This is a genomic window from Aeromonas sp. CU5 (assembly GCF_002586745.1).
Lineage (GTDB): Bacteria > Pseudomonadota > Gammaproteobacteria > Enterobacterales > Aeromonadaceae > Aeromonas > Aeromonas sobria.
On the sequence record NZ_CP023817.1, the window covers coordinates 2071103 to 2090433 of the forward strand.

The following is a 19331-nucleotide window of genomic DNA, read 5'->3' on the forward strand; positions in this document are numbered from 1 at the left end:
CCAGCGTTAAAGGATCAAGACTCGAGGAGCGAGTCTTCGAATCGTTCCAGCTCTGCGAGGAGCTTGTCGACAAACTTGAGTTTGCGGACGCAGTCAGCCGCGTCCAAATCTTCGCCAGCGGCGAGATACGCGGTCAACTGCTGCATCAGCAGCTGATGATCATGCCTGATTTCAGAGCGAAAATCCTTGATGGCACGCTCAGGGTCAGCGTCGCCTTTCAAATCAGCCAGACGCTCACGCCACTCCAGTTGCTGCATCAGAAATGCGGTATCTTGCAGTGTTTGCTGCTCACCACGAATATCCGTACCGCGTAAGGAGAGCAGATATTCCGCACGGCGCAGCGGTGCTTTGAGGGTGGTGAACGCCTCGTTGATTTGAGCTGCATGCTGCACTGATGCCAACTGCTCCCGCTCGGGGGCCGTGGCAAAACGATCGGGGTGGAAGCGGGTTTGCAGTTGTCGGTAGGTATCCGCTAACTGCCGGGTGTCTAGTTCGAAGCCTTCAACCAGCCCAAACAGCTCGAAATGGTTCATATAAACCTCTTGGCAACGGTCGTCATAACCACTCTCGATATAGCGGCAGAAATAACACGGTTGAACTGGCGGTCAGATGCCAGTTCAACCGTCACATCCGTCAGGTCACCCCTGTCAGACATTAAAGCTCTCGCCGCAACCACATTCGCCTTTGGCATTGGGATTATTAAACTGGAAGCCCTCATTGAGGCCCTCCTTGACGAAATCCAGTTGAGTTCCGTCCAGGTGGATCAGACTCTTGGCATCGACAATAATTTTCACACCCTGCTGCTCGAATACCTGGTCTTCCTCGGCAAGCTCATCAACAAACTCGAGCACATAAGCCAAGCCAGAGCAGCCAGTGGTCTTGACGCCGAGGCGCAGGCCAATGCCCTTGCCCCGGTTAGTCAGAAAAGAAGACACCCGTGCCGCTGCGGCATCTGTCATGGTAATAGCCATACTGCTCTCCGGCGCTTAGAGACCTTTCTTCTGCTTGTAATCGGCGATAGCAGCCTTGATGGCATCCTCAGCCAGAATCGAGCAGTGGATCTTTACCGGTGGCAGTGCCAGCTCTTCGGCGATATCGGTGTTCTTGATGCCAGCAGCTTCGTCCAGGGTCTTGCCCTTGACCCATTCGGTCACCAGCGAGCTGGAGGCAATGGCAGAGCCACAGCCGTAAGTCTTGAACTTGGCATCTTCGATGATGCCCTCATCGCTGATCTTCAGTTGCAGCTTCATCACGTCGCCACAAGCCGGAGCACCGACCATGCCGGTTGCGATGCTTGGATCATTCTTGTCAAAACCACCGACGTTACGGGGGTTTTCATAGTGGTCGATTACTTTTTCACTGTAAGCCATATCTCACTCCTGCTAATTCCGTTGTTCACTGACCCTGTTGGATCAGTGATGAGCCCACTCGACCGTGTTCAGATCGACGCCATCTTTATACATCTCCCACAGTGGAGACATCTCGCGCAGACGGCCAATGGAGTCACGAATAAGCTTGACTGCGTAATCAATCTCTTCTTCGGTGGTAAAGCGACCCATGCTGAAGCGAATGGAACTGTGTGCCAGCTCGTCATTAAGACCCAGCGCACGCAACACATAGGAAGGTTCCAGGCTGGCAGAGGTACAGGCTGAACCGGAAGAAACCGCCAGATCCTTCAGCGCCATGATCAGGGATTCCCCTTCCACATAGGCAAAGCTGACATTGAGGTTACCCGGCACACGCTGCTCCAGATCACCGTTGATATAGACAGCTTCAATATCTTTGATGCCATCCCACAGACGCTGACGCAGTGCCATGATATGCGGCGCTTCGTTGGCCATCTCTTCCTTGGCGATACGGAATGCTTCGCCCATGCCGACGATCTGATGAGTTGGCAACGTGCCAGAACGCATACCACGCTCGTGACCACCGCCATGCATCTGGGCTTCCAGACGAACACGGGGCTTGCGACGTACATACAGGGCACCGATCCCCTTGGGACCATATACCTTGTGTGCAGAGACGGAGAGCAAGTCGACTTTCAGTGCCTCGACGTCCACCGGGATTTTACCCACGCTCTGGACTGCGTCCACGTGCAGCAAGATCTTGCGGGAACGACAAAGCTCACCGATGGCAGCGATGTCTTGCACCACGCCAATCTCGTTGTTGACATGCATGATGCTCACCAGAATGGTGTCATCACGCAAAGCCGCATTGATTTGTTCGATGGTAAACAGACCGTTTGGCATCGGTTCAAGGTAGGTCACCTCGTACCCTTCACGCTCCAGCTGGCGGCAAGTATCAAGCACTGCCTTATGTTCGGTCTTGGAGGTGATGATGTGCTTGCCTTTGCCGGCGTAAAAATGTGCAACGCCCTTGATGGCCAGGTTGTTGGATTCAGTAGCACCTGAGGTAAACACGATTTCGCGCGGGTCTGCACCGATCAGCTCTGCCACTTGATTACGGGCCAGATCAACCGCTTCTTCGGCTTGCCAGCCAAAGCGGTGGGAACGGGAAGCCGGATTGCCGAACAGGCCATCCATGGTGAGACACTGCATCATTTTTTCTGCGACACGCGGGTCCACCGGACAGGTTGCCGAATAATCAAGGTAAATAGGCAGTTTCATGTATTTCTCCGTTACAGCCTTGTTCGCACATCGAACGACTGTGGAAAGCACGTTTGTTTATAGTTGGACTTTCAAGCTCACATTGCCGCGTTCTGTCCGTTCAACCAGGGACAACGCGGTTTTCATCTGTTCATCTTGCTTGCCGGCAATCCGGCGTACATCTGCCTGGCGAACCAGTTCTGCCAGGGTGATATCGCCGAGGAAACTGGAAATTCGCTCACTGAGATCACGCCACAAAGAGTGGGTCAGACATTGGGTGCCGCCATGGCAGCCACCCTTACCGAGACACTTAGTGGCATCAACCGACTCATCCACTGCGGTGATCACCTGGCCAACAGATATCTCGTCGGGAGCCAGTCCCAAGCGATAACCACCACCCGGACCACGTACGCTGCTCACCAGGCCATGCTTGCGCAGGCGGGCAAACAGCTGTTCGAGGTAGGACAAAGAGATGCCCTGACGCTCGGAAATATCGGCAAGGGGCACAGGCCCCTGCTCTGCATGCAGTGCCACGTCGAGCATGGCGGTTACAGCGTAACGTCCTTTAGAAGTCAGTCTCATGAGCCTTACCGTCTTGCGAAGCGATTTGATGTGGCACATGGTCACATACCCGACAAAAACAGTCAAGTATTATGGTTGAGTAAAATAGTCGGTTAATCCGGTGTTTTCACTTTCTGAACCGAGGTCAAAATGCCGCGCAAGATATTGAGTTCAGATGCTTCCGGTCGTGCACGATTGAACAGCCGGCGCAATTTGCTCATCACATGACCCGGGTGATCATCGGCAATGAAACCGGTCTTTAGCAGCGTTTGTTCCAGGTGCTGATAAAACCCTTCCAGTTGGGCAGTACTCGGATAGGCCATCTCCTCTTCGGGTTCGACCACCATCTCTTGCAGCCAGTGCACCCGTATTTCGTAACAGAGGGTCTGGACCGCCATGGCCAGATTGAGGGAGCTGTATTCCGGATTGGCCGGGATAGCCACATGGTAGTGGCACTTTTGCAGCTCATCATTGGTGAGACCGGTACGTTCGCGACCAAATACCAGCGCGACCGGATGCGTCATCCCCTCAAGCACCAACTTCTCGCCCGCTTCACGAGGATCGAGCATCGGCCAGCTCAGGGTTCGGGAACGCGCACTGGTGCCAATGACCAGACCACAGTCAGCAATCGCTTCATCGAGCGTCGACACAATGCGCGCATTAGCAAGTACATCGCTGGCCCCTGCCGCCAGGGCGAAGGCGTTGTCATCCGGCAAAGCTTGTGGATCAACCAGCACCATCTGAGTCAACCCCATGGTCTTCATGGCCCGCGCCGCAGACCCCATGTTGCCGGGATGGGAAGTGTTTACCAAAATAATACGAATTTGATCCAGCATGCCCTGTCAATCTACAGTCAAAAATGGCGCGTAATAGTAACATAACCAATCGCTATTTTGGCACCGTAAAAGGTGCGCCATTTCAGAACAAAAGCGGTGATTTGTATAACAAACAAGCATGAGGCAATCGAGGTGGGACACTAAACTTGAAGGATACCTGTTCTATGAGATCGGAGAAATCAAGCCATGCTCCCTCCATTTATCTACGAGAGATTACCCAGCCTCTATCTGCTGGCAGCCGTTGCCCTGATTATGCTCAATGAGCAACGGCTACTCTGGTTTGCTGGCGCCCTGCTATTTATCGTGGGCGCAGTGACCTGGATGATGCGTTCCAGCTATCGTCGTACCGATCTCATCATCTTTCCTGCGAAACGCTGGCTGCAACCCGAGTGGCTTTATGAAGCCCAGCCCTTTGTGTTGCTTGCGCTGGGGTTGGTCATATCGCAACTGGCTGCCCCGATAGCGCTCGCAGCGTTTGTGCCCTGCTTGTGGGCATGCCGTTGCCTCTGGGCACGGCACCGTTATCGCCACCATGCCCATGTGGTAAGCAATCACTTAAAGCGGGAGCCGGCTCGGCGCCGCATGCACCGGAGCCTGCGCTGACTCGGCGCGGGCGCGCTCGATAAAGGTCGCCAAGTCCATCAGGGGATACTTCATCAGGCTCGGCAAGCCATCGAGATCCAGACTATCCATCAGGTTTTTTACCTCAAGACCCAGTTCGGTATCCCCTTCTATCTTCAGTTTGCGCTGGAAGAAGAGCGAATCCGGGTCCTCTTTGCGACCGGCAATCAGGATCAGATCGTTGACCGTACCGCTAAAACAGACATCCGCCTTGGCACATTCGCGAGCCACCACCAGCTGACCATTCTGCTCACTGATAAACCAGCACAGCTCCAGATCAGAGACTTCTACTTTCAGCCACTTATCTGCCAGAAACTCGAAATCGCCATCTTCGATGGCCTCCTTGAATACCCGGGCCAACAGGCTCTCCATCAACTGTTTTTGCAGATTGAAGGGGACCAGCTTGAGGGGATGGCGCAAGAAGCGCGGAGCCTGTTCGACCAGGCGATGTTGCAGTTGTTGAAACACAATAGACTCCCTTTTTTCGCATTCAAACACAGGGCCACTGCAAAGATCCTGTTGGAAATCAAACTTATGCAGGGTTACCTCAAGATGGACAAAGCCACACAAAGCTGCCTCAGGTCAAAAAGCGGGAGTGCATGCCTGCATACAATCAGGGCTCGTTTGCCCTTCATATGCACTCTCGGAGCGTACCAATGGAATTACTCTGTCCGGCAGGCAGTTTGCCGGCACTGAAAACCGCCGTGGATAACGGGGCCGATGCGGTTTACATCGGCTTCAAGGATGACACCAATGCCCGCCACTTTGCCGGTCTCAACTTTACCGACAGCAAACTGGAAAAGGCGGTGGATTATGTGCATCAACATGGTCGCAAACTGCATATTGCTATTAATACCTTCGCCCACCCGGGGGCCGATACCAGATGGAAACAGGCTGTTGATCGCGGGGTGGCCCTCGGCGCCGATGCGCTGATCATCGCCGATCTGGCGGTGCTGGAATATGCCAGCAGCCACTATCCGGAGATGGAGCTCCATGTCTCGGTACAAGCCAGTGCCACCAATGCCGCCGCCATTCGCTTCTATCAGCAGCAATTCAATGTCAAACGGGTAGTGCTGCCGCGGGTGCTCTCCATGCATCAGGTCAAACAGCTGGCCCGCGAAACCGATGTGGGCCTGGAGGTCTTTGCCTTTGGCAGCCTCTGCATCATGGCCGAGGGGCGCTGCTATCTCTCCTCCTACATGACTGGCGAGAGCCCCAACACCGTCGGCGCCTGCTCACCGGCCAAGTTCGTGCGCTGGGAAGAGACCCCGAGCGGCCTCGAGTCACGGCTCAACGAAGTGCTGATCGACCGCTATGGCCCCGGTGAAAACGCCGGCTATCCGACCCTGTGCAAGGGGCGCTTCGAGGTGGATGGCCAGACCTACCACGCACTGGAAGAGCCGACCAGCCTCAATACCCTTGGCCTGTTGCCGGAGCTGTTCCAGACCGGGGTTCAGTCGGTCAAGATCGAAGGACGTCAGCGCAGCCCCGCCTATGTGGAGCAGGTGACCCGGGTCTGGCGTGCGGCCATCGATGCCTATCAGGCCAATCCCGAGGCTTATCAGGTCAAGCCTGAGTGGGATGCCCAGCTCGCCCGCGTCTCCGAAGGTAGCCAGACCACCCTCGGCGCCTATCATCGTCAGTGGCAATAAGGAGACCACAGCATGCAATTTTCTCTCGGGCCTGTGCTCTTTTACTGGCCCAAAGCGGATACTGAAGCGTTTTACCGTGCCGCGGCCGACAGCCAGGCCGACATCATCTATCTGGGGGAGACCGTCTGCAGCAAGCGGCGCGAACTCAAAGTCGATGACTGGATTGCGCTGGCTCGTCAGGTGGCCAGCTCCGGCAAGCAGGTGGTGCTCTCTACCCTCGCCCTCATCTCCGCCCCCTCCGAGCTTAAAGAGGTGAAGCGGCTGGTCGATAATGGCGATCTGATGGTCGAAGCCAACGATCTCGGTACGGTGCAACTCGCCTGGGAAGCGGGGATCCCGTTTGTCTGCGGCCCTGCCATCAACGCCTACAACGCCGATGTGCTGCGAATGCTGCTCAAACAGGGGATGAAACGCTGGGTGATGCCGGTGGAGCTCTCCCGTGACTGGCTGGTACAGCTCAATCAGGATCTGGGCCCACTGCGCGACCGGTTTGAGGTGGAGGTGTTTGCCTACGGCCATCTGCCGCTCGCCTACTCGGCGCGCTGCTTCACCGCCCGCTCCCTCGACAAGCCAAAAGATAACTGTGAACTCGCCTGCATCCACTATCCGACCGGACGGCTGGCCAACAGCCGCGAAGGGCAGCGAGTGTTCAACCTCAACGGGATCCAGACCCAGTCTGGTTACTGCTATAACCTCGGGAACGAGCTGGCAGGCATGGAAGACGTGGTGGATGTAGTCAGGCTCTCGCCGCAAGGGATGGAGACGCTGGAGATGCTGGCCCGCTTCAAGGCTAACCAGCAGGGCAATCATCCCCTCGTTTTGCAGCAGGATCGCGATTGCAACGGCTACTGGCGCCAGATCTCCGGCATGAGCCTAGTGGAATAAGCCCGCCATTCGCCCAACAAAAAGGCCTCATCGCGAGGCCTTTTTTACAGCTGTCGTGTGGATCAGGAGGGCTTATCGCTCTTGCTGCGGGCACTCTGAGCACCCGGTGGCAAGGGTTTACGCGCCATCAGCTCCAGCTCCAGCAACGCATAGCGGTGCTCGATAAAGTCATAGACGTTGTTGGAAAGCGCCAACTTGAAGTAGCTGATGGCTTCCTTGCGGTTACCTCTGGCCAACTCGAACTTGCCCAGATAGAAGTAGGTTTCACACAAGCGCTCGGCGAGCTCCCGGTTATCCTTAACCCCTTTCACTACATTTCCCATCAACTGGGAGGCATTGATCTCGCCGATATAGAGGCGAACCAGATCCCAGTTCCAGGCATCGTCATCGTATTTGTTAAGCCGTTCGCGCATCCGGCTCATGGCCGCAGGGGCATCGAGTTTTTGCTCGGCCAGATAGAGCCAAATCACCCGATAGGGATCTTCTGGCTGCGCTTCATAGAAGCGCTTCATGTCCGCGCTGGCAAGCTCGGGACGGTTACCATAATAGAGCGCTATACCACGATTGAGATAGGCATAGTCATAATCAGGTGCCAGCTCGAGGGCAGAGTCGAACGCCTCATAGGCTTCGTCATAATTTTGCTGCTGTACCAGATAAACGCCGATGAAGTTATAGGCTTCGGCAAAATCCGGTTTTTCACGCAGGGCTCGATTAAAGTCGAGCCGCGCGAGGGAACGCAGGCCAACCCGGTCAAATACCACGGCCCGTTCATAGAACAGCTCGGCCCGTTGCTCGGTGGTCAATTCCATTTCACCGAGCATCTGCCCGAGTCGCGCCAGCGCCAACTCACTTTGGTAGGAGACCTGCAGGGGGGTCGCCAAAACCAGTGAAGCAGGCTGCTGCTTGGGAACCTTGGGGGTGTTAACTTGACTGCTACTGCTGCAACCCCACATGGGGAGCAACAACAGGATACCAAGGAGGTATCCAATCCCTTTCCTGACGTTCAATGAACACTCCGACGCTTACGCTTGACCCCGCATATGGTAAAGGTCAACTGCCACTTTGTCATGTAGCTGTGTCCCTCTGCCTCAAATAAATCAGGATTCGACAGGGTATCCGGCTTCCAACCAACCCCGAAAACCGCCATCTACGCTGACTACCCGGCGATAACCCATCTGTTGCAGATTATCCGCCGCCAGAATGGAGCGAAAACCACCACCACAATAGAGGTAGAGTTCGGTCTCGGGATCAGGGAAACGGGTCTCGATATCCCGCTCAATCACCCCACGCCCGAGGTAGAGGGCGTTTGGCAAATGCCCCTTGGCCCACTCACTCTCTTCTCTCACATCGATCAGATGAAAAGCGCGCCCTTCATCCTGCCAGTGCTTGATCTGGTGAACGTCTGTCTCGGTAACGCGGGAGCGGATCCCGTCAACCAGCGCCAAAAAACGAGGATTGTGTTGCATCATTAACTCCTGTTACTTGGAACCTCTGCATCCGCAAGCGGCATACGGAGATAAGAAAAGAGCGCCTTACGGCGCCCTTCACTGTTACGGCAGGATTTCCTGTTGTTCCGCACCCTCTTTCTCTACCTGGGTTGGCAGCATGTGCTCGCGCTTGACGCCGAGGAACATGGCAAATGCACTCGCCACATAGATGGAGGAGTAGGTACCGAACGCCACACCGATCACCATGGCCACGGCAAAACCGTGGATCAGCGCACCGCCCTTGAGCAGCAGCGCCAGCACCACCACAAAGGTGAGGCCAGAAGTGATAATGGTACGACTCAGGGTCTCGGTCATGGAGAGATCCAGAATGTACTCGGTATCCCCTTTACGCACCTTGCGGAAGTTCTCCCGCAAGCGGTCGAACACCACTATGGTATCGTTCAGGGAGTAACCCACCAGGGTCATCAGCGCCGCCAGTACGGTCAGGTCGAACTCGTACTGGAAGTAAGCGAACACGCCCAGGGTGATCACCACGTCGTGCACCAGAGAGAGAATGCCCCCCAACGCCAGACGCCATTCGAAACGCACCGCCACATAGGCCATGATGCAAAGGATGGAGGCCAGCATCGCCAGCGCACCGTCTGTTGCCAGTTCATCACCCACTGAAGGGCCGACAAACTCAACCCGTTTCAGCACTGCGCCCTCGTCGAGCAACTTGGCTGCCGCCAGCACTTCGTTACCCTGTTGTTCTACCTTAACCCCCTCTTTCGGGGTCAGGCGGAACAGCACATCACGGCTGGAGCCAAAGTGTTGCAGGGTTGCCCCTTCAATCTTCTGCTCTTCCAGTGCGTCGTGGACCTTGTCCAGGCTCACCGACTGCTGGAACCCCACCTCGATGGTAGTACCACCGGTAAAGTCCAGACCCCAGTTCAAACCCCGATCAAACAGGAAGAACAGGGCAATCACCATCAGCACGGAAGAGAAAACCACACCCGGCTTGGCATAGCGCATAAACGGGATCGGTTTTTCAAAATGTAGAATCTGAAACATTTCTCTATCCTCAGATGGGCAGCTTGTCGATGCGCCGTCCACCCCAAGCCAGGTTGATAATGGCACGGGAAACTGTGATGGCAGTAAACATGGAAGCGGTCAGACCAATGCCCAGCGTCAGGGCAAAGCCCTTGATGGCGCCAGTACCGATACCGAACAGGATCACGCAAGTAATCAGCGAGGTAACGTTCGAGTCGGCGATGGTGGAGAATGCCCGGTCAAAGCCCAGATGAATGGCTTGCTGAACACCACGACCATTGCGGATCTCTTCACGAATACGCTCGTAGATCAGCACGTTGGCATCCACCGCCATACCGAGCGTCAACACAATACCGGCAATACCCGGTAGCGTCATGGTGGCACCCGGGATCATCGACATGATACCGACAATCAGCACCAGGTTCATACAGACCGCCAGGTTGGCTACCCAACCAAAGGCACGGTAGTAGATCCCCATGAACAGCACGATCACCAGCATGGCCCAGCCAATGGCTTCCATACCGCTGTCGATGTTCTGTTGACCCAGGCTCGGGCCAATGGTGCGCTCTTCCACGATCTGGATCGGGGCGATCAGGGCACCGGCACGCAGCAGCAGCGCCAGGTTGTGAGCTTCGTTGGCGTTGTCGATACCTGTGATACGGAACTGGCTGCCAAGGCGCGACTGGATGGTGGCGACGTTGATCACCTCCTCCTGCTTGCGGAACTTGCGCTTGCCATCCGGACCGGGCTGACCGACCGGCTTGTACTCGATGAAGACGGTCGCCATCCCTTTACCGACGTTGTCCTTGGTAAAGTTAGCCATCTTGTTGCCACCCTGGCCATCAAGCTTGATGTTGACCTGGGGACGGCTGTACTCGTCGAAACCGGACTGGGCACCCACGATGTGGTCACCGGTCAGGATCACCCGCTTTTGCAGTACAACAGGACGACCGTTGCGATCGTTGTAGACCTTGGAACTCGGCGGGACACGACCATCGGCAGCAGCCTGGATGTCGGCAGTCTCATCGACCATGTGGAATTCCAGGGTCGCGGTTGCACCCAGGATCTCCTTGGCGCGGGCGGTATCCTGAATACCTGGCAGTTCAACCACAATGCGCTCGGCGCCTTGTTGTTGCACCAACGGCTCGGCTACACCCAGCTCATTGACCCGGTTCCGGATGATGGTGATGTTCTGCTCGAGGGCATACTTTTTCACTTCCTTGATCTTCGCTTCACTCAATGCAGCCTTGAGGATGAACTCATCCCCTTTCTGCTCGGTGGTAAAGGTCAAATCAGGGTTCTGACGACGCAGATGGGAAGCGGCACGCTCTTGATCCGCCTCATCGCGAAACAGCACCTGCACCTGATCACCGGCCCGGCGAACGCCTGAGTAACGGATCTTCTGGGTGCGCAGTTCGGTGCGAAAATCCTGCACCATCTGCTCTTGCTGCTTGGTCAGCGCTTCGGCCATGTCCACTTCCATCAGGAAGTGCACACCACCGCGCAGGTCCAGGCCGAGCTTGAGCGGCGCAGCACCGATGGCTTCGAGCCATGCGGGGGTAGAAGGAGCCAAGTTGAGTGCAGTGATGAAGTTATCGCCCAGCTTGTTGGCAACAACATCGCGCGCCTTGAGCTGCTCTTCAGTGTTCTTGAAACGGATCAGGATTAAACCGTGCTCGAACGCAGCATGTTTGACCGGGATATTGGCCGCTTCAAGCGTCTCTTTCACCAGGTCAAGGGTATCTAGCTTGACTTCGGCACCACGGCTGGCAGAAACCTGCAAGGCCGGGTCTTCGCCGTAAAGATTGGGGGCTGCATATAGAAAACCGATGGCGATCACCAGGACCACCATCAGGTATTTCCACAGCGGATAGCGATTCAACACGCTGTGCTCCTTGGGAGATTAAAGGGACTGGATAGAACCCTTGGGCAGAACGGCAGAGACGAAGTCCTTTTTGATGGTGACTTGAGTCTGGTCGTTCAGGGCGATCACCAAGTAATCGCTATCTGCAGCCACTTTGGCAATCTTGCCAACCAGGCCACCGGAGGTGAGCACTTCATCACCCTTGGACAAGGAGCTCATCAGATTGCGGTGATCTTTGGCACGCTTGGCCTGGGGACGATAGATCATGAAGTAGAAGATCAGGCCAAATACGGCCAGCATGATGATCATTTCCATACCACCACCCTGTGCACCCGGAACTGCGCCTTCTGCATATGCCTTGGAGATAATGCTCATTTAACAACCTCTTGTTGATGTAGATATACAAAGATAACGAGCTGATACGCTGTTGTTATTTCACGTCATTTTCAGCTAACGGAGGCACAGGCTTCCCTTGCCGACGGTAAAACTCAGTTACAAAGTCGTCTAATTTACCCTGCTCGATCGCGTCCCGCAAACCTTGCATCACTCGCTGGTAATAACGCAGGTTGTGAATGGTGTTCAGACGGGCACCCAGGATCTCGTTGCACTTGTCCAGATGATACAGGTAGCTACGAGTGTAATTTTTGCAGGTGTAGCAATCGCAATCCGCATCCAGGGTGCTGGTGTCGGTGCGATACTTGGCGTTACGGATCTTGACCACCCCATCGGTGGTGAACAGATGACCGTTACGGGCATTGCGAGTCGGCATCACGCAGTCGAACATATCGACCCCACGGCGCACCCCTTCCACCAGATCTTCCGGCTTGCCTACACCCATCAGGTAACGGGGTTTGTCGGCCGGAATTTTCGGGCAAACGTGCTCGAGGATGCGGTGCATATCCTCTTTAGGCTCACCCACTGCCAAACCGCCGACCGCATAGCCGTCGAAACCGATCTCCAGCAGGCCATTGAGGGAAACATCCCGCAGCTCTTCATAGACCGAGCCCTGGATGATACCAAACAGGGCATTCTTGTTGCCCAGCGCATCAAACTTGTCACGGGAGCGCTTGCCCCAACGCAGGGACATCTCCATCGACTTGCGGGCATCTTCGTAGCTGACCGGATAGGGGGTGCACTCGTCGAAGATCATCACGATGTCGGAGCCCAGATCGTACTGGATCTCCATGGACTTCTCGGGGTCGAGGAAGATCTTCTCACCATTGATTGGATGACGGAAGTGGACGCCCGCTTCGGTGATCTTGCGAATGTCGCCCAGGCTGAACACCTGGAAACCACCGGAATCGGTCAGGATCGGGCCCTGCCAGTTCATGAAATCGTGCAGATCGCCGTGGGCGCGCATCACTTCCTGACCTGGGCGCAGCCAGAGGTGGAAGGTGTTGCCCAGCAGGATCTCGGCGCCGGTTTCACGCACTTCTTCAGGGGTCATTCCCTTGACGGTGCCGTAAGTACCGACCGGCATAAAGGCCGGGGTCTGGACAGTGCCACGTTCGAACACCAGTTGACCGCGACGGGCACGGCCGTCGGTGGTTTTCAGTTCAAATTTCATTACTACCTCGATTCAGTCAGAGAAACAGTCTGACAATGGAGGGCCATCCGGCCCGATATAAAGGCGAAACTTACGCCTCGCCCCGGCGACGGGTGACAAACATGGCGTCCCCGTAGCTGAAGAAACGGTACTGTCCGGCCACCGCAGCCTGATAGGCCGCCATCACGTTGTCATAGCCGGCAAAGGCGCTGACCAGCATGATCAGGGTCGACTCCGGCAGATGGAAGTTGGTGACCATGGCATCGACAATCTGGAACTGGTAACCCGGGAAGATGAAGATGTCGGTGTCGCTGAAAAAGGGCGCCAGAGGTTTTCCCTGAGCCAGGGTGACCTTGGCGGCGCTCTCCAGCGAACGTACCGAGGTGGTGCCCACCGCGATGACCCTGCCACCGCGGGCACGGGTCGCCGCGATGGCATCCACCACCTCTTGCGGCACTTCGGCATATTCCGAATGCATGTGGTGATCTTCAATCTTGTCCACTCGCACCGGCTGAAAGGTCCCCGCCCCTACATGCAGGGTCACGAAAGCCGTTTCAACCCCTTTGGCACGAATTTTCTCAAGGAGCGCCTCATCAAAGTGCAGACCGGCGGTCGGGGCTGCCACCGCACCCGGCTTTTGGTTATACACCGTCTGATAGCGCTCCTTGTCGGCATCCTCGTCGGGACGGTCGATATAAGGCGGCAGCGGCATGTGACCGATCGCTTCCAGGATCTCCAGCACCGGGCGCGGGTCGAGGAAATGGATCTCGAACAGCGCATCGTGACGGGCACGCATCTCGGCCTCGACACTCTTGCCGTCCTGACCTGCATCCATGATCAAACGGGTGCCCGGTTTAGGCGCCTTGGAGGCACGGACATGGGCCAGCACGCTGTGCTCGTCCAGAATGCGCTCTACCAGCACCTCCAGCTTGCCGCCGCTGGCCTTCTGGCCAAACATGCGCGCCGGAATGACACGAGTATTGTTAAATACCAACAGGTCGCCCGGATTGAGCTGATCCAGCACATCGACAAATTGACCATGGCGCAGGGCGCCGGTTTGACCATCGAGCTGCAACAAGCGGCTGGCGGTGCGCTCTGCCATCGGATAGCGGGCAATCAGCTCGTTGGGCAGATCAAAATGAAAATCGGATACTTGCATCTTTCACCTCGAAGGGAATCGGCGGCTAGTCTAGTTATCCCCATCTTCCAAGGCAACCCAAAAGACCAAAAACCCAAGAGAGACAAGGGATAGCGAGCAATATTGATACACCCATCCGGTTAATGATTCTTTAATGATCTGTATTGACCCTGATCATGTTTTGCCAGAGAGGGGTGGGCTAGGGTGAAGAGAGATACACAAGGAGGCTCACCATGATGACCTTATCCGAAATCATGACCGAACATCCCTTCACCCTGGGTCCGGAAAACAGTGTCAAACAGGCGATGGAGCTGATGCAGCAGGAGCGGATCCGCCACATTCCCATCGTTGACGAGCAGCACCACCTGCTGGGGTTGGTGACCCTCACCGATATCCTGGCTACCCGGGAATCCAAACTGCTGCTCATCAGCCCGGAGCGGGAAGCCGAGTTTACCGACAGCGTGCAACTGGACGAGATCATGACACGGCAAGTGGCAAGCGTGGACCCCCACGCCGGCATCAAAGAGGCGGCACTCTACCTGCAGCGCCACAAATATGGCTGCCTGCCGGTACTAAAAGGACGCAAACTGATCGGTATCGTCACCGAGTCTGATTTCATTGCGGTTGCCATCAACCTGCTGGAGTTGATGGAAGAGCAGGAGCCACCCACCGATTTCTGACGGAATGAATGTAATAAAATTACAATAAAAGCGTTTTCAGCATACCTAATCGGCAAAAATGCTGAAAGTCTTTCATTTTGATTGAAAAATTACACCATATGGTTGCTTTGTGATCTTCGTCACACTATTATCAGCTCATGCAATAGTTGCCGAGAGGGAGACGAGGGATTGTGCACCCACACTCTTCCTTTCATATGTCTGCAAGTTTGCACACCCCGTAGTTAGTCTTTGCTGTAAAGCATTTGTTTATATCGCCATTCCTTGTTTGATGACCCGGTCCTATCGTTGCGATAGCGCCGGGATTTTTTTATCCGCGCTTTTCTGCCTCCCTCGATTGCCAACACATCCCCCATCGCCGCGACCAGTTGCCTCAACCTCCTGCGCCACCGGCTTGCTCCACCGTTCATCTCATCGCGTCATCGCGGCGGCGCTCGGCTGACCGAGCCTTGAAAAGGCGATGTACCGCACAGATATTAAACCACGACAAGGAGTTATCTCTGTACGCCAGAGATATTCATGTTAGGTACAGCCATAGTGAGCTATCTAATAAGTAGATTTAAGCGATTCAAAATTGCGGCTTTTATCGATTAGCAAAAGTCCCTATGATGAATCCATCGAAAGTTAAACGCCTCGTCTGGCCAACCTTTGCAACACCAGACCGGCATATGTACATCACCAAGGAGCTAATAGATGTCTACCTATATCAACACTGAAATCAAGCCGTTCAACGCTACCGCTTATCACAATGGCAAATTCGTTCAGGTGTCTGACGCTGACCTGAAAGGCAAGTGGTCCGTGGTGTTCTTCTACCCGGCTGACTTCACCTTCGTTTGCCCGACCGAACTGGGCGATCTGGCTGACAACTACGCTGAATTCCAAAAGATGGGCGTCGAGATCTACTCTGTCTCTACCGATACCCACTTCACTCACAAAGCGTGGCATGACACGTCTGACACCATCAGCAAGCTGCAGTACCCGATGATTGGTGACCCGACTGGTACCATCACCCGCAACTTCGGCGTAATGATCGAAGAAGCAGGTCTGGCTGACCGCGGCACCTTCGTCATCGACCCACAGGGCATCATCCAGATCGTTGAAATCAACGCTGGCGGCATCGGCCGTGACGCACTGGAACTGCTGCGCAAAGTCAAAGCTGCCCAGTACGTGGCATCCCACCCGGGTGAAGTGTGCCCGGCTAAATGGAAAGAAGGCGAAGCCACTCTGGCCCCGTCCCTGGACCTGGTAGGCAAGATCTAAGCCTCCCGCTTCCAAGACCGGCCCGCACAAGGGCCGGTTTTGTTTCCGGCCCTCAGAAAACGCGCGGTCTGCTTTCCGGCCGGCGTTAAATGTGCCGGTCAGCTTTCCGGCTCAAATTTCACGCCGACCCGCAATCACAAGAAGGAATTCGAAGATGTTGGATACCAACCTCAAACAACAGCTGAACACCTATCTGCAGTACATCGTCAATCCCATCGAGATCAGCGTGTCCGGCAATGACAGCGACAAATCTGCAGAGCTGCTGGCACTGGCCAGCGAGATCAGCGAGATGTCACCCAAAATTTCCATGACCGATGGCACTGCCGCGCGCAAGCCTTCCATGAGTGTCGCAGCACAGGGCCAAGCCCCGCGCGTTCACTTTGCCGGCATTCCCATGGGTCATGAATTTACCTCTTTGGTGCTCGCCCTGCTGCAAAGCGGCGGCCACCCCTCCAAGGCCGATGCGGCCGTGCAGGAGCAGATCCGCCATCTCAAGGGCGAGTTCCACTTCGAGACCTATATCTCCCTCTCCTGCCACAACTGCCCGGACGTGGTGCAGGCGCTGAACCTGATGGCGACCCTGAACCCCGGCATCACTCACACCATGATCGATGGCGCCCTGTTCCAGGAAGAGGTCGCCGAACGTCAAATCATGGCAGTACCGAACGTCTACCTGAACGGCCAACCATTCAGCCAGGGCCGTATCTCGCTGGAAGAGATCGTTGCCAAGCTCGATACCGGTGCCAGTGAGCGCAAAGCGGCTGAACTCAATGAAAAAGCGCCCTACGACGTGTTGGTGGTGGGCGGTGGCCCGGCTGGCGCAGCGGCTGCCATCTATGCCGCTCGTAAAGGCATTCGCACCGCCATCGTCGCCGAGCGTTTCGGTGGTCAGGTGATGGACACCGTTGGCATCGAGAACTTTATCTCCGTGACCTACACCGAAGGCCCCAAGCTGGCCGCCAGCCTGGAGCAGCACGTCAAGCAGTACGGTGTGGAAGTGATCACCGAGCAGCGGGCCGCTGCCATCAGCAAAGATGGTTATGTGAACGTGGATCTCGCCTCTGGCGCCACCTTGAAGAGCCGCGCCGTGATCCTGGCGACCGGGGCCCGCTGGCGCGATCTGAACGTACCGGGCGAAGTCGAGTACCGCACCAAGGGCGTGGCCTACTGCCCGCACTGCGATGGCCCCTTCTTCAAGGGCAAGCGAGTGGCGGTGATCGGGGGCGGTAACTCCGGCATCGAGGCTGCCATCGATCTGGCTGGCATCGTCGAGCATGTCACCGTAGTGGAGTTTGCCGATACCCTGCGTGCCGACGAGGTACTGCAGAAGAAGGCCCGCTCCATGGGCAATATCGACATCATCATGAGTGCTCGCACTACCGAAGTGATCGGTGATGGCAGCAAGGTGGTCGGCATGGATTACGAAGATCGCACCACCGGTGAAATCAAGCACCTGACAGTGGCAGGCATCTTCGTCCAGATTGGACTGGTGCCGAACACCGAGTTCCTGAAAGGGGGCGAGATTGCCCTGACCCGCTTTGGCGAAATTGAGATCGATACCAAAGGCGCGACCTCCCTGCCAGGTGTCTACGCCGCAGGGGATGCCACCACGGTACCGTTCAAGCAGATCATTATCTCCATGGGTGCCGGTGCCACCGCCGCACTGGGGGCGTTTGATTACCTGATCCGCAACCCGGCACCGGAAGTGACCAAGGCTGACGCAGTGACCGCCTGATAAACCCCGCTTAACAAAAAGCCGACGCCCGATGAAATGAACACGAGCGTCGGCTTTTTTACATCTGCATCGACACGAAATAAAAACCCCGCAGCAAATGGCGGGGTTGTTCATGACAGGGCTTAAACGACTTGCATCACTCCAGCAAGAAAACGGCCTCGATATTATCGCTTACCGTGATCTGCTGTTGCTGATAGCTGTTATCCGCTATATCCGGTGCGGGGGCTGCCATCGCCATGGCTTGCACCACCTTCAAGTTGCGGCTGTAAGCGGTGATGGGCGAGGAGTTGCGATACTCCACGCTGTATAGCTTGCCCAACTTCATATCGAATGCCTTGGCCAATGACTCCGCCTTGGTTTTGGCATCGTTCACTGCACTCAACCGCGCCTGCTCCTTGATGACTTGAGGCGATTTCAAGCCATATTCAATCTGGGATACGGACTCCAGCCCGGCTTTGAGGGCGGTATCCATCAAGGGGCTCAATTTATCCAGTTGATAGAGTTTGACCGCCAATTGTCGCTGGGCACGGTATCCCAGCAATACCGGCTTCTTGTTCTCGCCATACTGATATTCCGGAGAGACCATCAGGTTGCCAGCCTCAACATCGCTGCGCGTGATCCCCAGCCCTTCCAGCTGGCTAAAAAAGGCTGCGACCTTGGTATCGACCTGCTGCTTGGCCTTGAGGCCCTGCTTATCCAGTGCACTCACCGCGACATTGAGGGTAAGCATATCGGGTTCGGTCTTCTGCTCGGCGTAACCGCTCACCACCAGATGGGGCGCTTGCGGCACTTCAATCGCCAGCAGCGGAGCACTGACAACCAGAGCGGAAAGAGTAAGAAGGGGACGCCACATAGAAAAAACCTCAATCGGAAAGATTGAGGTGATTATGCCAGTGCAGCTACGGGATTCATATATCGTGCAAGGGGGGGATCTGATCCAGTATCTGATTGGTCAGATCGAGGCTGATGGTGACCATGCTGCCGGGCTCCTGGCTCTGGTTTGCCATATCCAGCGCCGGTGCCGCGCCACAGACCAGCACCTCATCATCGAAATGGAATGAGTCCCACGACAGAACGTGTCCTTGCACCGCCTGTCCAATATCGGAGCCAGCACTCTCCTCCTCCATCGCAGACCAGGCGATGGTATCAGGCGGCCCCAGCAAATCTTGCAACAACGGGGAGTGAAAACTGGCCAGCGGATACTCCTGCTGACCCTGATCATGGCCAACCAGAATCATGTTATGGGCAGACTCGGTATCCATGACAGGCACATAGGTGATAGACGCCGCAGCAAAGTCAACATAGAGCGAGCCCGCTACATCACCGGCCTCATTCTCAATCTCCATCCCATCCAGCCGGTCACCCGCGATCGAGGCCTGATAGCCAAACTGGCCGGCGCAGGTAATGTTTCCCTGCCCATCCCAGCTATAACGGATGCCATCAATGTCGACCCAGTTGAATGACTGCATGATT

Annotated in this window: 22 protein-coding genes; 6 read left to right on the top strand and 16 right to left on the bottom strand. The window is 55.8% G+C overall.

The features are described from left to right. Positions 1–14 precede the first annotated feature (14 nt). From hscB to trmJ, 6 genes are all read right to left on the bottom strand, one after another. Positions 15–533 carry a co-chaperone HscB gene (gene hscB, locus CK911_RS09015; RefSeq protein ID WP_098969699.1) on the bottom strand — a complete coding sequence of 173 codons (519 nt, stop codon included), beginning with the start codon at positions 531–533 and terminating at the stop codon, positions 15–17. 114 nt (positions 534–647) lie between these two features. Further along, on the bottom strand, positions 648–971 hold the full coding sequence (gene iscA / locus CK911_RS09020) for an iron-sulfur cluster assembly protein IscA (protein WP_042019010.1): 324 nt from the start codon (positions 969–971) through the stop codon (positions 648–650). A 15-nt stretch (positions 972–986) separates the two neighbouring features. Beyond that, positions 987–1370, bottom strand: a complete 384-nt coding sequence (gene iscU / locus CK911_RS09025; protein WP_040094674.1) for a Fe-S cluster assembly scaffold IscU — start codon at positions 1368–1370, stop codon at positions 987–989. Positions 1371–1412: 42 nt separating this feature from the next. After that, positions 1413–2627, bottom strand: a complete 1215-nt coding sequence (locus CK911_RS09030; RefSeq protein WP_098969700.1) for an IscS subfamily cysteine desulfurase — start codon at positions 2625–2627, stop codon at positions 1413–1415. 57 nt (positions 2628–2684) lie between these two features. Further along, positions 2685–3188 (bottom strand): Fe-S cluster assembly transcriptional regulator IscR, encoded by a 504-nt coding sequence (iscR, locus tag CK911_RS09035; RefSeq protein WP_042019006.1) that lies wholly within the window; start codon positions 3186–3188, stop codon positions 2685–2687. Between the two features lie 92 nt (positions 3189–3280). Beyond that, positions 3281–4003, bottom strand: a complete 723-nt coding sequence (gene trmJ / locus CK911_RS09040) for a tRNA (cytosine(32)/uridine(32)-2'-O)-methyltransferase TrmJ (protein WP_098969701.1) — start codon at positions 4001–4003, stop codon at positions 3281–3283. Between the two features lie 186 nt (positions 4004–4189). On the opposite strand from trmJ, the gene CK911_RS09045 reads away from it, so the two are divergent. Further along, on the top strand, positions 4190–4606 hold the full coding sequence (locus tag CK911_RS09045) for a hypothetical protein (protein ID WP_042019004.1): 417 nt from the start codon (positions 4190–4192) through the stop codon (positions 4604–4606). On the opposite strand, the gene CK911_RS09050 is transcribed toward CK911_RS09045, so the two are convergent. Next, the gene (locus tag CK911_RS09050) at positions 4559–5092 is read right to left on the bottom strand and encodes an SCP2 domain-containing protein (RefSeq protein ID WP_068979363.1); all 534 of its coding nucleotides are present in this window, start codon (positions 5090–5092) and stop codon (positions 4559–4561) included. The genes CK911_RS09045 and CK911_RS09050 overlap by 48 nt on opposite strands. A 188-nt stretch (positions 5093–5280) precedes the next feature. Here CK911_RS09050 and CK911_RS09055 point away from each other — a divergent pair, with 188 nt between their 5' ends. Together CK911_RS09055 and CK911_RS09060 are read left to right on the top strand one after the other, a co-directional pair. Then, a complete protein-coding gene (locus CK911_RS09055) occupies positions 5281–6276 on the top strand; it encodes a peptidase U32 family protein (protein WP_042019002.1) in 996 nt (331 codons plus the stop codon). Positions 6277–6288: 12 nt separating this feature from the next. Beyond that, positions 6289–7161, top strand: coding sequence for a U32 family peptidase (locus tag CK911_RS09060; protein WP_098969702.1), 873 nt, complete (start codon positions 6289–6291; stop codon positions 7159–7161). A gap of 62 nt (positions 7162–7223) precedes the next feature. On the opposite strand, the gene nlpI is transcribed toward CK911_RS09060, so the two are convergent. The 7 genes from nlpI to queA all read right to left on the bottom strand — a co-directional run bounded on the left by nlpI (position 7224) and on the right by queA (position 14207). Beyond that, entirely contained in the window at positions 7224–8168 is a 945-nt protein-coding gene (nlpI, locus tag CK911_RS09065; RefSeq protein WP_280529033.1) for a lipoprotein NlpI, read from the bottom strand. 90 nt (positions 8169–8258) lie between these two features. Beyond that, a complete protein-coding gene (locus CK911_RS09070; RefSeq protein ID WP_098969703.1) occupies positions 8259–8627 on the bottom strand; it encodes a rhodanese-like domain-containing protein in 369 nt (122 codons plus the stop codon). A gap of 84 nt (positions 8628–8711) precedes the next feature. Further along, on the bottom strand, positions 8712–9659 hold the full coding sequence (secF, locus tag CK911_RS09075; protein WP_042018996.1) for a protein translocase subunit SecF: 948 nt from the start codon (positions 9657–9659) through the stop codon (positions 8712–8714). A 10-nt stretch (positions 9660–9669) separates the two neighbouring features. Further along, complete coding sequence (gene secD, locus CK911_RS09080) at positions 9670–11523, bottom strand: protein translocase subunit SecD (protein WP_098969704.1); 1854 nt, start codon at positions 11521–11523, stop codon at positions 9670–9672. An 18-nt stretch (positions 11524–11541) separates the two neighbouring features. Further along, entirely contained in the window at positions 11542–11877 is a 336-nt protein-coding gene (yajC, locus tag CK911_RS09085; RefSeq protein ID WP_042018994.1) for a preprotein translocase subunit YajC, read from the bottom strand. Between the two features lie 55 nt (positions 11878–11932). Then, positions 11933–13069, bottom strand: a complete 1137-nt coding sequence (gene tgt, locus CK911_RS09090; protein WP_042018992.1) for a tRNA guanosine(34) transglycosylase Tgt — start codon at positions 13067–13069, stop codon at positions 11933–11935. A gap of 70 nt (positions 13070–13139) precedes the next feature. Beyond that, the gene (gene queA / locus CK911_RS09095) at positions 13140–14207 is read right to left on the bottom strand and encodes a tRNA preQ1(34) S-adenosylmethionine ribosyltransferase-isomerase QueA (RefSeq protein ID WP_042018990.1); all 1068 of its coding nucleotides are present in this window, start codon (positions 14205–14207) and stop codon (positions 13140–13142) included. A gap of 212 nt (positions 14208–14419) precedes the next feature. Between queA and CK911_RS09100 the strand changes: the two genes are divergently transcribed. From CK911_RS09100 to ahpF, 3 genes are all read left to right on the top strand, one after another. After that, positions 14420–14866, top strand: a complete 447-nt coding sequence (locus CK911_RS09100; protein WP_068979356.1) for a CBS domain-containing protein — start codon at positions 14420–14422, stop codon at positions 14864–14866. Between the two features lie 690 nt (positions 14867–15556). Further along, a complete protein-coding gene (ahpC, locus tag CK911_RS09105) occupies positions 15557–16123 on the top strand; it encodes an alkyl hydroperoxide reductase subunit C (protein ID WP_042018986.1) in 567 nt (188 codons plus the stop codon). A 154-nt stretch (positions 16124–16277) separates the two neighbouring features. Beyond that, positions 16278–17858 carry an alkyl hydroperoxide reductase subunit F gene (gene ahpF, locus CK911_RS09110; protein WP_098969705.1) on the top strand — a complete coding sequence of 527 codons (1581 nt, stop codon included), beginning with the start codon at positions 16278–16280 and terminating at the stop codon, positions 17856–17858. A gap of 136 nt (positions 17859–17994) precedes the next feature. Here ahpF and CK911_RS09115 read toward each other — a convergent pair whose 3' ends face one another. Beyond that, positions 17995–18711 carry an SIMPL domain-containing protein gene (locus CK911_RS09115; protein ID WP_172953990.1) on the bottom strand — a complete coding sequence of 239 codons (717 nt, stop codon included), beginning with the start codon at positions 18709–18711 and terminating at the stop codon, positions 17995–17997. Between the two features lie 55 nt (positions 18712–18766). Further along, on the bottom strand, positions 18767–19327 hold the full coding sequence (locus CK911_RS09120) for a hypothetical protein (protein WP_098969707.1): 561 nt from the start codon (positions 19325–19327) through the stop codon (positions 18767–18769). Between the last annotated feature and the right edge of the window lie 4 nt (positions 19328–19331).